This is a genomic window from Azospirillum mesophilum (assembly GCF_053470405.2).
Genome location: NZ_JBPXMQ020000008.1, coordinates 1 through 14044 on the forward strand (window position 1 = coordinate 1; position 14044 = coordinate 14044).

At 65.7% G+C, this 14044-nt stretch carries 11 protein-coding genes; 10 read left to right on the top strand and 1 reads right to left on the bottom strand.

All coding sequences use genetic code 11. The features are described from left to right. From ACSVC7_RS10590 to ACSVC7_RS10605, 4 genes are all read left to right on the top strand, one after another. On the top strand, window positions 1–1015 hold a 1015-nt coding region (locus ACSVC7_RS10590; protein WP_483508255.1), incomplete at its 5' end, for a transketolase C-terminal domain-containing protein. A 202-nt stretch (window positions 1016–1217) separates the two neighbouring features. Next, window positions 1218–2216, top strand: a complete 999-nt coding sequence (locus ACSVC7_RS10595) for a histidine kinase dimerization/phosphoacceptor domain -containing protein (protein WP_448204311.1) — start codon at window positions 1218–1220, stop codon at window positions 2214–2216. A 13-nt stretch (window positions 2217–2229) separates the two neighbouring features. Beyond that, window positions 2230–2976 carry a TlyA family RNA methyltransferase gene (locus ACSVC7_RS10600; protein ID WP_448204310.1) on the top strand — a complete coding sequence of 249 codons (747 nt, stop codon included), beginning with the start codon at window positions 2230–2232 and terminating at the stop codon, window positions 2974–2976. 166 nt (window positions 2977–3142) lie between these two features. Beyond that, window positions 3143–3685, top strand: coding sequence for an SRPBCC family protein (locus ACSVC7_RS10605; protein ID WP_448204309.1), 543 nt, complete (start codon window positions 3143–3145; stop codon window positions 3683–3685). A gap of 47 nt (window positions 3686–3732) precedes the next feature. Here the strand turns inward: ACSVC7_RS10605 and ACSVC7_RS10610 are convergent, their stop codons facing one another. Further along, the gene (locus ACSVC7_RS10610) at window positions 3733–5181 is read right to left on the bottom strand and encodes a helix-turn-helix domain-containing protein (protein ID WP_448204308.1); all 1449 of its coding nucleotides are present in this window, start codon (window positions 5179–5181) and stop codon (window positions 3733–3735) included. A 213-nt stretch (window positions 5182–5394) separates the two neighbouring features. Between ACSVC7_RS10610 and ACSVC7_RS10615 the strand changes: the two genes are divergently transcribed. The 6 genes from ACSVC7_RS10615 (at window position 5395) to ACSVC7_RS10640 (ending at window position 13865) form a co-directional block, all read left to right on the top strand. Further along, window positions 5395–6927, top strand: a complete 1533-nt coding sequence (locus ACSVC7_RS10615; protein WP_448204307.1) for an acyl-CoA carboxylase subunit beta — start codon at window positions 5395–5397, stop codon at window positions 6925–6927. A 22-nt stretch (window positions 6928–6949) separates the two neighbouring features. Then, the gene (locus ACSVC7_RS10620; protein ID WP_448204338.1) at window positions 6950–8950 is read left to right on the top strand and encodes an acetyl-CoA carboxylase biotin carboxylase subunit; all 2001 of its coding nucleotides are present in this window, start codon (window positions 6950–6952) and stop codon (window positions 8948–8950) included. A 55-nt stretch (window positions 8951–9005) separates the two neighbouring features. Next, complete coding sequence (locus ACSVC7_RS10625) at window positions 9006–9599, top strand: biotin transporter BioY (RefSeq protein WP_448204306.1); 594 nt, start codon at window positions 9006–9008, stop codon at window positions 9597–9599. Window positions 9600–9770: 171 nt separating this feature from the next. After that, the gene (scpA, locus tag ACSVC7_RS10630; protein ID WP_448204305.1) at window positions 9771–11924 is read left to right on the top strand and encodes a methylmalonyl-CoA mutase; all 2154 of its coding nucleotides are present in this window, start codon (window positions 9771–9773) and stop codon (window positions 11922–11924) included. Window positions 11925–12131: 207 nt separating this feature from the next. Beyond that, window positions 12132–12824, top strand: a complete 693-nt coding sequence (locus tag ACSVC7_RS10635; RefSeq protein WP_448204304.1) for a DUF2161 domain-containing phosphodiesterase — start codon at window positions 12132–12134, stop codon at window positions 12822–12824. Window positions 12825–13109: 285 nt separating this feature from the next. Then, window positions 13110–13865, top strand: a complete 756-nt coding sequence (locus tag ACSVC7_RS10640) for an FRG domain-containing protein (protein WP_483508259.1) — start codon at window positions 13110–13112, stop codon at window positions 13863–13865. Window positions 13866–14044: the final 179 nt, after the last annotated feature.

Below are 14044 nucleotides of genomic sequence, written 5' to 3' on the forward strand. Positions count from 1 at the left end.
CGCCGTCGCCAAGTTCGACGTCATCACCGGCGCCCAGGCCAAGCCGGCCTCCAACGCCCCGACCTACACCCGCGTCTTCGCCAACGCCCTGATCGCCGAGGCCCAGGCCGACCCGTCCGTGCTCGCCATCACCGCGGCCATGCCGTCCGGCACCGGGCTCGACCTGTTCGCCCAGCGCTTCCCGGACCGCTGCTTCGACGTCGGCATCGCCGAGCAGCACGCGGTGACCTTCGCCGCCGGCCTGGCCTGCGAGGGCTTCCGGCCGTTCTGCGCCATCTACTCCACCTTCCTCCAGCGCGCCTACGACCAGGTGGTGCACGACGTCGTGCTGCAGCACCTGCCGGTGCGCTTCGCGCTCGACCGCGCCGGGCTGGTCGGGGCGGACGGGGCCACCCACGCCGGCTCCTTCGACGTGGCCTATCTGGGCTGCCTGCCCGACATCGTGCTGATGGCCGCGGCGGATGAGGTGGAGCTGATGCACATGGTGGCGACCAGCGCGGCCATCGACGACCGCGCCTCCGCGCTGCGCTACCCGCGCGGCGAGGGCGTCGGGCTGGAACTGCCGGGGCGCGGGCTGGTGCTGCCCATCGGCAAGGGCCGGGTGGTGCAGGAAGGCAGCAAGGTGGCCATCCTCAGCTACGGCACCCGCCTGGGCGAGGCGCGCAAGGCGGCGGCCGAGCTGGCCGCGCGGGGCCTGTCCACCACGGTGGCCGACGCGCGCTTCGCCAAGCCGCTGGACGAGGACCTCGTGCGCCAGCTGGCCCTGCACCACGAGGTGCTGATCACCATCGAGGAGGGCTCGGTCGGCGGTTTTGGCAGCTTCGTGCTGCAGTTCCTGGCCACCGCTGGCCTGCTCGACGGCGGCCTGAAGATCCGCCCGCTGGTGCTGCCCGACCGCTTCCTCGACCACGACAGCCCGGCCAAGCAGTACGAAGAGGCCGGGCTCTCCGCCCGCCACATCGTCGCCACCGCCTTGCAGGCGCTGGGCATGGAGCCGGCCGCGGCGCGGGCCTAGGGGAGCAACCCACGGCATCGTGGAAGCCAACAGGAAGGCTCACCGCCGTTCCAATCAGCGGATTTTCGCAGCCACGTCCAATGGAATACTCCGTTTGTAGGGCGTGGCCCGGGTTTCTTTTTCTGGTGTGGTCGGAGCCTCTGTCTTACAATTCGAAAACAATAGAAAATTAACGAATATGGCGGGATGGGTGTTTCGTAAAATGCCGCAGGTGTTCGCAGCGGGAGCCGGCCGCGGGTCCGAGGACGATCAGCTTCGGTCGGCCGGCCTCGGCGCGATCGATGGTGATCTGCTGCGCGAGGTGGTGGAGCAGTCACCGGCCCCCACCGCCGTGGTCGACGCCGCAAATCAAGCCTGCCGCTACGCCAACGCCGCCCTGCGGGCGCTCGGCATCGCCGCGGGGCAATCGCTCTCCGGGCTGTTTTCGGCGGCCGACGGGACGCTGTTTGCGGAAGTCGCGCGCACCGGCCAGCCCAAGCGCATCCGCGTGACCGGACCGGACCGGCAGGCGTGGGACATGGACGTGAAGCGCCTCAACGGGGCCTCGCAGGCGCTGCTGGTGACCCTTCTCGCCGCCGCCCCGGACAACACCGAGTCGGCCGACCAACAGATTCGAGAGGTCAGCCACCGGGTCAAAAACACGCTCCAGCTCGTGTCAAGCCTGATGACCCTCCAGACCCTGTCCGCCAAGGATCCGGAGATGCGCCGCGCCTTTCAGGAGGCTTGCGGGCGCATCGGCACCGTGACCCAGGCGCACCAGCGCATCCATGGCGCCAGCCGCGGCAGCCTCGTGGACTTCGCGGCCTACCTGAAGGACGCCTGCCGGGAATTGGAAGGCAATTTCGCCGCCGCGGGCGCCAACCGCCGGATCGTCGTGTCGGTGGAGGAGGCGATGCTGCCGGTCGATTCGGTCATCCCGCTCGCCCTCATCGTGAACGAGTTGGTCGGCAACGCGATCAAGTTCGCCTACCCGTCGGGCACGCCCGGCGAGATCGAGGTCGGCCTTCTGCCGTTGCCCGAGGGTGGCCGGCGCCTGACCATCGCCGATCATGGAATCGGCCTGCCGCCGGGCCTGGACGTGGCGCGCGCCGACACGTTGGGCATGAAGGTGGCGCGGGCCTTCGCGGGTCAGCTCAAGGGCCGGCTCCGCGCCGAGCCGAACGAGCCCGGCGTGCGCTTCGTGATCGACCTTCCGTTCTGAGGCCGGGGGAGCGATGGCGCGGGTGCGGGCGGATGTGGCACTGGTGGAGCGCGGGCTGGCGGAAAGCCGTGCCAAGGCGCAGGCGCTGATCCTCGCCGGGCTGGTCTATTCCGACACCCGGCGCATCGACAAGGCCGGCGACCAGATCGCCGAGGACGCGCCGCTGTCGCTGAAGGGCCAGGACCATCCTTGGGTGTCGCGCGGCGGGCTGAAGCTGGTGAAGGGGCTGGATGCCTTCGGCATCGACCCGACCGGCCTGACGGCCATCGATGTGGGCGCCTCGACGGGTGGCTTCACCGACGTGCTGCTGACGCGCGGGGCCGCGAAGGTCTACGCCGTGGATGTCGGGCACGGGCAGTTGGCCTGGAAGCTGCGCAACGACCCACGCGTGGTGGTGCTGGAAAAGACCAACGCCCGCCACCTGACCGCGGCCGAGATTCCCGACCCGGTGGACCTCGTGGTCTGCGACGCCAGCTTCATCGGGCTGGAGGTGGTCCTGCCGGCGGCGCTCGCCCTTACGGTCCCCGGAGGTCGCCTCGTGGCGCTGATCAAGCCGCAGTTCGAAGTCGGCAAGGGCCGCGTCGGCAAGGGCGGCGTGGTCCGCGAGCCGGAACTTCACCAGGAAGTCTGCGACCGCATCCGCGCCTGGCTCGACGGGCTGCCCGGCTGGCGGGTGCTCGACATCACCGAAAGCCCGATCACCGGTCCCGAGGGGAACAAGGAATTCCTGATCGGCGCGGTTAAGGATCGCAGTTCGTAAGACTGTGGTTTCGCATAGCGTCCTCCGAAGCGAAATTGCTGTTCTTAAGTACAATTTTTCTGAGACAACAGACCAAATATAACGACGCAGTGTCACAGCGGACGACGCATGTGCATTGCAGCACGTTCGCCTTCGCTGTGTTCGTCAATTTTCACGCGAGGTCGCAATGGCAAAAGCATTTTGGGGAACGCTCGGTTCGACAAAGGCCATCAAGATGGCGGCTGCGGCCTCCGTCCTTGCGATTGTGGCGGCCTCCACCGCGCAGGCGGCCGATAAGATCAAGGTTGTGGAGACCGTCCAGCTCGACGTCCCGGCGGCCAAGGTGTGGAGCGTGATCGGGAACTTCGCCGCTCTGGAATGGCATCCGGCGGTCAAGTCCATGACCACGTCGGAGGGCAACGCGCGCGGTTCCCAGCGCCACATCAACCTGGGAGGTCCGGTGCTGGTCGAAACGCTTCTGCGCCATGACGCGAAGGCGCAGAAGCTCACCTATAAGATCCTCGACAATGGCACCAACCAGAAGATCCTGCCGGTGTCGAACTACGTCTCGACCATGCAGGTGAAGCCGTCGGGCAAGGGCAGCACGGTCGTCTGGAGTTCCACCTTCGACCCAGCTCCCGGCGCCGACCGCGCGACGGCGGAAAAGACCATCCGCGGCGTCTATCGCGGTGGGCTGGACAATCTGCCGAAGGTCGTCACCGCGCCCTGAGCGGCGATAGGTTTTCCTTCAAGGGTGGGGAGGGGCGGCGCCCACGCCTACGCGCTCTCCTCCACCCGCCCCGCCTGCGTGAAGAGGTACGGTACGAAGCTGCGGTGCGACTCGTCCACCGACAACTGGCTGCCGATGGGCGGGAAGGCGCGTTGCTGGCAGTCGGTGCGCTCGCAGATGCGGCAGTTCACGCCGATGGGCACGGCGGCGGCCTCGTTGGAGGTGTCGATGCCCGCCGCATACACGATCTCGCTGGCGTAGGTTGCCTCGCAGCCCAGCCCCACCGCGAACTGGCGTGACGGCTTCAGGTAGGCGCCGCCGCGCTTGGTCACGGTGCGGGCGATGCCGATGTAGGTGGTGCGGTCGGGCATCTTGGCGAACTGCACCAGGATCTTGCCGGGCTGGGCGAAGGCTTCGTGCACGTTCCACAGTGGGCAGGCGCCGCCGAAGCGCGCGAAGTGGAAGCGCGTGGCGGAGTGCCGCTTGGTGATGTTCCCCGCCATGTCCACCCGCACGAAGTAGAAGGGAAGGCCGCGCGCCCCCGGCCGTTGCAGGGTGGACAGGCGGTGGCAGACCTGTTCGAAGCTGGCGCCGAAGCGGCTTTGCAACTGCTCCACATCGTGGCGCAGCGCGCGGGCCTGGGCGGCGAAGGCGCGGTAGGGCATGACCAGGGCGCCTGCGAAGTAGTTCGCAAGCCCGACCCGGCAGATGGACTGGGCGTCCTCGCTGGAGAATTTGCCCTGGGCCACCAGATTCTCGATCATGTCGCCGAATCCCAGCAGGGCGATCTGGTGCGCCATGTGAAAGGCGCGGCTCGGCCCGTTCAGCAGGGCGGACAGGCGCAGCGTGCCGGTGGTCTCGTCATAGCTGCGCATGGCCGTCTCGCCGTCGTCGGCGACGATCTTCACGCGCACGTCGTGCCGGCGCTTCAAATAGGCGGCCAACTCGTTCAGCATGGCGCCGGAGTGAATCTTCTCCTTGTCCCACAGCTGTTCCGCCGCCTCGTCCAGCGGGCCGATGTAGTTGTTGCAGTAGTGGAAGTAGTCGCGCACCTCTTCATACGGGAACTGCGGCCCGGCGAAGGTGTCGCCCTGTTCCTGGTTCGACAGGCTGTCGGCCAGCGACTGAACCTTCTCATGCAGTTTCTGGTACGCCTGATGGAGGCTGAGCACCCGGCGCGCCAGTTCCGGGCTGGAGCCCACGGCGTTGCGAAGTTCTGCGTTGGTCAGCGGCGCCCCGGCGAACAGCGGGTCGGCCAGCGCCTCGCGCAGGTCGGCGACGAGCCGACTGTCCTCGTCCTCAACGAAGTTGGACAGGTCCACCTCGAACACCGCGGAGATCTTCAGCAGCACCGGAAGAGTCAGCGGGCGCTGGTTGTTTTCCAGCTGATTCAAATAGCTGGGCGACAGGTCCAGCGTCTTGGCGAGCGCCGCCTGGGTCAGGCCGCGCTGCTCCCGCAGACGTCGGAGCTTATAGCCGAGATAGAGCTTCTGCATCGGATCCTTACCACCCGCGCGCTATGCCGGACCGCATATTTGCAACCTTGGCAAACTATGACTCGGTTTTGCAAACTTGTTCGCAACTTCGCACATTTTTCAGCGCCGGCCAATTGCCCTGTTGCAAATCTTGTGAATAATCCAAGCGTTCCGGCGAGGGCATGACGCAAGAATCGCAAACCCCCCGCCGCTCGCCAAAGTGGGAATCGCCTGATGCAAGAAATTCTGGCCAAGTTGGAATCCATGCGCGCCGGGGCGCGTCTGGGCGGCGGTGAAAAGCGCATCGCATCCCAGCATGCCAAGGGCAAGCTGACCGCGCGCGAGCGCATCGAACTGTTCCTCGACGAAGGCTCGTTCGAAGAGTTCGACATGTTCGTTCAGCACCGCTGCAACGACTTCGGCATGGAAGACCAGAAGGTTCCCGGCGACGGCGTGGTGACCGGCCACGGCACGGTCAACGGACGCCTCGTCTTCGTCTTCAGCCAGGATTTCACGGTCTTCGGCGGCTCCCTGTCGGAAGCGCACGCGGAGAAGATCTGCAAGATTATGGACCAGGCCATGAAGGTCGGGGCGCCCGTGATCGGCCTGAACGACAGCGGCGGCGCGCGCATCCAGGAAGGTGTTGCCTCGCTCGGCGGCTATGCCGAGGTGTTCCAGCGCAACGTCAACGCGTCGGGCGTGATTCCGCAGATCTCCCTCATCATGGGGCCGTGCGCGGGCGGTGCGGTGTATTCGCCGGCCATGACGGACTTCATCTTTATGGTGAAGGACAGCTCCTACATGTTCGTGACCGGTCCGGACGTGGTGAAGACCGTCACGCACGAGGTCGTCACGGCGGAAGAGCTGGGCGGTGCGGTCACGCACTCCAGCAAGTCCGGCGTGTCCGACATGGCCTTCGAGAACGACGTGGAGGCGCTGCTTCAGCTGCGCCGCTTCATCGACTTCCTGCCGTCGTCGAACCGTGAGAAGGCGCCGGAGCGTCCCTGCACCGACCCGATCGACCGCGACGACTTCTCGCTCGACACGCTGGTGCCGGAGAACCCGAACAAGCCCTACGACATGAAGGAGCTGATCCTGAAGACGGTCGACGAGGGCGACTTCTTCGAGCTTCAGCCCGACTACGCCAAGAACATCATCATCGGCTTCGGCCGCATGAACGGCACCACGGTCGGCATCGTCGCCAACCAGCCGATGGTTCTCGCCGGCTGCCTGGACATCGACAGCTCCAAGAAGGCCGCGCGCTTCGTGCGCTTCTGCGACGCCTTCGAGATCCCGATCCTGACCCTGGTGGACGTCCCCGGCTTCATGCCCGGCACCTCTCAGGAGTACGGCGGCATCATCAAGCACGGCGCCAAGCTGCTGTTCGCCTACGCCGAGGCCACCGTGCCGAAGATCACCGTCATCACCCGCAAGGCCTACGGCGGCGCCTACGACGTCATGGCGTCCAAGCACCTGCGCGGCGACATCAACTACGCCTGGCCCTCGGCGGAAATCGCGGTGATGGGTCCGAAGGGCGCGGTGGAGATCATCTTCCGCGGCGACATCGGCGACGCCGCGAAGATCGAGGCGCGCACCGAGGAATACCGTCAGAAGTTCGCCAACCCGTTCGTGGCGGCCTCCCGCGGCTACATCGACGACGTCATCATGCCGCACGGCACCCGCCGCCGCGTCATCAAGGCGCTGTCCATGCTGAAGAACAAGCAGCTCCAGAATCCCTGGCGCAAGCACGACAACATCCCGCTCTAAGGCGCGCCGCCCAATGACGAACATGTTTTCGAAGATCCTGATCGCGAACCGCGGCGAAATCGCCTGCCGCGTCATCCGCACGGCGCGCCGCATGGGCATCAAGACGGTGGCCGTCTATTCGGACGCCGACAAGAACGCCCTGCACGTCGAGATGGCCGACGAGGCCGTCCACATCGGCGCCGCTCCTTCTGCCCAGAGCTATCTGCTGGTCGACCGCATCGTCGAGGCCTGCAAGAAGACCGGCGCCCAGGCCGTCCACCCCGGCTATGGCTTCCTGTCGGAAAAGCGTGAGTTCCAGGAGGCGCTGGCCGCCGCCGGCATCGCCTTCATCGGTCCGGACGCCCACGCCATCCAGGCCATGGGCGACAAGATCGAGTCGAAGAAGCTGGCCAAGGCCGCCGGCGTCTCGACCGTGCCCGGCTATCTGGGCGTCATCGCCGACGACAACGAGGCGGTCACCATCGCCCGCGACATCGGCTACCCGGTGATGATCAAGGCCTCGGCCGGCGGCGGCGGCAAGGGCATGCGCGTGGCCTGGAACGACGAGGAGGCCCGCGAAGGCTTCCGCTCAGCCCAGAACGAGGCGCGCTCCTCCTTCGCGGACGACCGCGTCTTCGTCGAGAAGTACATCCAGCAGCCGCGCCACATCGAAATCCAGGTGCTGGCCGACGGGCAGGGCACGGCCCTGTACCTGGGCGAGCGTGAATGCTCGATCCAGCGCCGCCACCAGAAGGTCATCGAGGAGGCGCCGTCGCCCTTCCTCGACGCCGCCACCCGCAAGGCGATGGGCGAGCAGGCCGTGGCGCTCGCCCGCGCCGTGGACTACAAGTCCGCCGGTACGGTCGAGTTCATCGTGGACGCGGAGCGCAACTTCTACTTCCTGGAGATGAACACCCGCCTCCAGGTGGAACATCCGGTCACCGAACTGATCACCGGCTTCGACCTCGTCGAGCTGATGATCCGCGTCGCGGCGGGCGAGAAGCTGACCATCAAGCAGGAAGACGTCCGCCTGCACGGCTGGTCCATCGAGGCCCGCGTCTACGCCGAGGATCCGTTCCGCAACTTCCTGCCGTCCACCGGCCGCCTGACCCACTACCGCCCGCCGACCGAGGACCCGCACGTCCGCGTCGACACCGGCGTGTATGAGGGCGGCGAGATCTCCATGTTCTACGACCCCATGATCGCCAAGCTGTGCACCTGGGGTTCCACGCGCGATGCCGCCATCGCCCGCATGCGTGAGGCGCTGGACCAGTATTACATCCGCGGCGTCAGCCACAACATTCCGTTCCTCGCCTCCCTGATGGCCAACCAGCGCTTCGTCGAAGGCCGGCTGACCACCAACTTCATCGCCGAGGAATATCCGGATGGCTTCCACGCTTCCGATTTGCCGCCGGAAGACCCGGCGATCCTGATCGCGGTGGCCGCGGTGATCCACCGCTGCCTGAACGACCGCGACATCCAGATCAGCGGCAAGATGCCGGGCAACAAGATCCGCGTCCGCGACGACTGGGTCGTGGTGATCAACGGCGAGCAGCATCCGGTGCACCTGCACCCGAGCGAGGGCAGCCCGCAGCGCGTCGGCTACACCGTCGACATCGCCGGCAAGCACCACGCGGTGTGGAGCGACTGGAACCTGGGCGAGCCGCTGTTCCGCGGCACCGTGAACGGCGAGCATGTCTGCATCCAGGTCGACCGTGTGGGCGTCGGCTACCGCCTGTTCCACGCCGGTTCGCAGGCCCTGGTGAAGGTGCTGACCCCGAAGGCGGCGAAGTACGATGCGCTGATGCCGGTGAAGGCGCCGCCGGACATGTCCAAGTTCCTGCTGTCGCCGATGCCCGGCCTGCTCGTCTCGGTCGCCGTGACCGAAGGGCAGGAGGTCAAGGCCGGCGAGGTGCTGGCCGTGGTCGAAGCGATGAAGATGGAAAACATTCTGCGCGCGGCGCAGGATGGCGTGGTGTCCAAAGTGCACGCGACGCCGGGCTCCAGCCTGGCGGTCGATCAGAAAATCCTGGAGTTCGCGTGAGCCCCGGTTGCTGGCTCATGTCCGACGCTCCGACAAAGGGAAAGGTTGAGTGACGATGGCTTACGGAATCACGCTTTCGGACCGTTCGGCTTCGCTTCTTGAAACGGTCGCCCCGAAGGGCGGCCTGCTCAAGGCCGTCGCGGCCGCGGTTCTCGGCAGCGCGCTGCTGGCGGTTTCGGCCAAGGTGCAGGTCCCGTTCTGGCCGGTGCCGATGACCATGCAGTCCATGGTCGTCATCCTGCTGGGCATGGCCTACGGCAGTCGCCTCGCCACGGCGACGGTTCTGCTGTATCTGGCCGAGGGTCTGGCCGGTCTGCCGGTCTTCGCCGGTGCGGGCGCCGGCCCGGCCTACATGGCGGGCCCGACCGCCGGCTACCTGCTGGGCTTCGTTCTGGCCGCCGGCGTCACCGGCTGGCTCGCCGAGCGCGGCTGGGACCGCACCCCGGCGAAGGCGCTGGCCGCCCTGACGCTGGGCCACGCGCTGGTCTTCGTGCCGGGCGTGGCCTGGATGGCCACCCTGTTCGGTGTCGAGAAGGCGATCGCCCTGGGCCTGACGCCCTTCTGGGCCGCCACGATCCTGAAGACCGCCCTGGGTGCCGCCATCATGCAGGCCGCCTGGAAGGTCGTCGCCCGCCGGTCGCAGGCGTAATTTCGGCGAGGGTCTTGCCCCCTCCCTAACCCTCCCCCGCCCTTGGCGGTGGAGGGAACTCTAAGCCCCCTCTCCCGCGACAGCGGGGGAGGGTCGGGGAGGGGGCAACACCCCGCCACTTATTCATCCTCATCAAGAATTTCAAATCACGCGGTGTCGAGGAGGCGTCCCATGAGCGATTTCCCGAAGAAGACCCTGGCCGACTGGCAGGCCCTCGCGGCCAAGGACATCGGAGCCGACGGGAAACTCGACGACCTGATCTGGCAGACGCCGGAAGGCCTGGACGTCAAGGCGCTCTACACCGCCGAAGATCTGGAAGGGCTGGAACTCGACAGCCTGCCCGGCTTCCCGCCCTTCACGCGCGGCCCGCGCGCGACGATGTACGCGGTGAAGCCCTGGACCATCCGCCAGTACGCCGGCTTCTCCACCGCCGAGGAGTCAAACGCCTTCTACAAGGCGAACCTGAAGGCCGGCCAGATGGGCCTGTCGGTCGCCTTCGACCTCGCCACCCACCGCGGCTATGACAGCGACCACCCGCGCGTCGTCGGCGATGTGGGCAAGGCCGGTGTCGCCATCGACAGCGTCGAGGACATGAAGATCCTCTTCGACGGCATCCCGCTCGACAAGATGTCGGTGTCGATGACCATGAACGGCGCCGTGCTGCCGATCCTCGCCGGTTACATCGTCGCGGCGGAAGAGCAGGGCGTCAGCCAGGACAAGCTCAGCGGCACCATCCAGAACGATATCCTCAAGGAGTTCATGGTCCGCAACACCTACATCTATCCGCCCGAACCCTCGATGCGGATCATTGCGGACATCATCGAGTACACGGCGCTGAACATGCCGAAGTTCAACTCGATCTCGATCTCCGGCTACCACATGCAGGAGGCCGGCGCGACGGCGGTGCAGGAACTGGCCTTCACCATCGCCGACGGCCTGGAATACGTCCGCGCCGCCATGTCGAAGGGGCTGCCGGTCGACAAGTTCGCGCCGCGCCTGTCCTTCTTCTTCTCCATCGGCATGAACTTCTTCATGGAGATCGCCAAGCTGCGCGCCGCGCGCCTGCTGTGGTCCACCCTGATGAAGCAGAAGTTCGAGCCGAAGGACGCCCGCTCGCTGGCCCTGCGCACCCACTGCCAGACCTCCGGCGTGTCGCTGACGGAGCAGGACCCCTACAACAACGTCATCCGCACCACCATCGAGGCGATGGCAGCGGTGCTGGGCGGCACCCAGTCGCTGCACACCAACGCCTTCGACGAGGCGCTGGGCCTGCCGACCAAGTTCTCCGCCCGCATCGCCCGCAACACGCAGCTGATCATCGCCGAGGAATCGGGCGTGACCAACGTGGTCGATCCGCTCGGCGGCTCCTACTACATCGAGCACCTGACCCACAGCCTCGCCAAGGCCGCGCTCGACCTCATCAACAAGGTCGAGGACATGGGCGGCATGACCAAGGCCGTCGAGTCCGGCATGCCCAAGCTGCTGATCGAGGAGGCCGCCGCCCGCCGTCAGGCCTGCATCGACCGGGGCGAGGAAGTCATCGTCGGCGTCAACAAGTACCGTCCGGAAAACCCCGAGATGGTCGACGTGCTGGACATCGACAACACCGCCGTCCGCGAGGCGCAGATCGCCCGCCTGCAAAAGGTCCGCTCGACCCGCGACGAGGCCAAGTGCCGCGCCGCCCTGGAGGCTCTGACCAAGGCGGCAACCGAGAAGTCCGGCAACCTGCTGGCCCTGTCGGTCGAGGCCACCCGCGCCCGCGCCACCGTCGGCGAGATCTCCGACGCGCTGGAAAAGGCCTTCACCCGCCATGTGGCGGTCATCCGCTCCGTCTCCGGCGTCTACGGCGCCGCCTATGAGGGCGATGAGGGCTTCAAGCGCATCCAGGAGGAGGTGTCCGTCTTCGCCGCCGAGGAAGGCCGCCGCCCGCGCATCCTCGTCGTGAAGATGGGCCAGGACGGCCACGACCGCGGCGCCAAGGTGATCGCCACCAGCTTCGCCGACATCGGCTTCGACGTGGACATCGGTCCGCTGTTCCAGACCCCGGAGGAAGCCGCCCGCCAGGCCATCGAGAACGACGTGCACGTCATCGGTGTGTCGTCGCAGGCGGCGGGCCACAAGACGCTGGTCCCGCAGCTCGTCGAGGAACTGCGCAAGCAGGGCGCCGGCGACATCCTGGTCGTCTGCGGTGGCGTCATCCCGCCCCAGGACTACGACTACCTCTACAAGGCCGGCGCCGCCGCCATCTACGGCCCCGGCACCAACATCCCCAAGGCCGCCTCGGACATCCTGGGCATCTTGCGCAAGCAGAAGGCCGCGGCGTGACGGTAAAGCGAGGGGACCCTGTCCCCTCGCGCCCCCAGCCAGGGGCCTGACGGCCCCTGGACCCCACTTTTTTCCCCTCTTCCTCTGGGGAGAGGGTAGGGTGAGGGGGTCCGGCATCGCGCGGCCCTTCGGGACAATCCCCTCTCCCGCCCCGGGAGAGGGTGGCGCGAAGCGCCGGGTGAGGGTTCTCCCACTCGACAAAGCCCCGTGCCCATTACCGCCGAAACCGACCTCTACGCCCCCGTCAAAGCCTTCCTCGAATCCCAGGGCTACGACGTCAAAGCCGAAGTCCAGGGCTGCGACATCGTCGCCCTGCGCGGCGACGAGCCGCCGCTGATCGTCGAACTGAAGAAGCGCTTCACCCTGGACCTGCTGCTCCAGGGCGTGGACCGGCTCAGCCTCACCGACACCGTCTACCTCGCCGTCCCCCAGCCCGGCCGAAAAGCCACCGGCCCGTCCCCCTACGACAGCGGCGTGAAAAAGCTCTGCCGCCGCCTCGGCGTCGGCCTGCTGATCGTGGACCCCGGCCGCGTCGAGGGCCATCAGGTGGAGGTCCTGCTCGACCCCACCCCCTACACCCCCCGCAAAGACAAGAAGCGTACCACCCGCCTGCTCGGCGAACACCGAAAGCGCAAAGGCGACCCCAACCGCGGCGGCTCCACCCGCGTCCCCATCGTCACCGCCTACCGCCAGGACGCCCTGCGCTGCGCCCGCCTGCTGAAGGACGGCCCGATGACGCTGAAGGCCATGCGCGCGGCCGGGGCACCGAGGGATGTGGCGGCAATCCTCCAGCGGAACGTGTACGGGTGGTTCGAGCGTGTGGTGAAGGGGAGTTACGGGCTGACGGATGAGGGGCGGCAGGGCGTGGAGAGTTTTGCCCATGCTCTCGCTGCGGAATGAGCGACTGATCAATTCTAAAAATTTGTTTTGTGTCAAGTGCGGATGTGCGCCTTGGCGAGTGTACGATCTCATTTAGCCACCAAAACGCGCCCTCAATGTTCTGTTTTTATCGCGCTTTCCGCGCGCCCAGTGCTTCAACACGTCTCAGGCGGGATATTGTGCGGCGATATGCCGGAATAGGCATTTCAAATGAAACTTTATGCAACTGTCGTTGGTGACGTATAAGCATGCTACAGATTATAAAGGGGGTGTGAGTCCCTGTGGGGCAACGATATAAGGGAATGTATGATGGCGAGATTGTATGAAGGTGGCGCAATCGAAAATTTTAGCCAATTTCGCGAGATCATGTGTCGGTTCATGCCAGACAGTGGTTACTTTTTTAGGGGGGAAAAGCGTGACGATTGGAAGCTGCTTCCAAAGATTGGCCGCATTACCACCGCTCCACAGGTCCCCAAGCCCGGGAAGCTCGTCTTAAACCTGCGATACAGCAGCGAAATCGTCGACGAACGAGGCGCCCTTGCTCGTTTTAAGGCAGCAGCCCTCCCGTTTCTGAACAAGGTTCCGGATAACGACTGGGACTGGATGGCGCTGGCCCAACACCACTCTCTACCCACGCGACTTCTGGACTGGACGACCAACCCGCTTGTAGCCCTGTACTTCGCAGTCTGTGATAAAGCTGACGAGGCTTGGCTCAAACGCGAGCAGGTTGATACGCCCGCTTATACCGGAGCAGCTGCTTTCTATATTTGGCGCGTTAAAGAAGCGCCAATAGACACGACCACCGCCAACCCCTTTGATAGCGAGGGCTATTTCTTTCCAACGCACCTATCGCCGCGGATTCCAGCGCAGGGCGGACTGTTCTCAATCCAAAAGGCGCCACACGAGTCATTCGCGCTTCGCGGCAGCCGTTATGTGATCCCTTACGAAGCCCGAAAATCCCTACGCCAGGAGCTTCGACTGTTCGGGATCAATGATGCCTTCATTTATGCCGACCTCGACGGTCTCGCGCGCGATATACAGGAACGGATCACGGATTTCTAAATGACCGTCGGTAGCTGGTCATTTGTTGACTTGTCGGAACCAAACATTCGGAGTCAGAAATTCCGCGGCAAGTTCGGGTGCGTGTTGCTGATGTCCTTGCGACCATTTGTTCGCGCGCAAACCGTATAACACCACACCTTTCCACGTCGCACAGCGCTTCATAGCGTCTCATCCGCTCC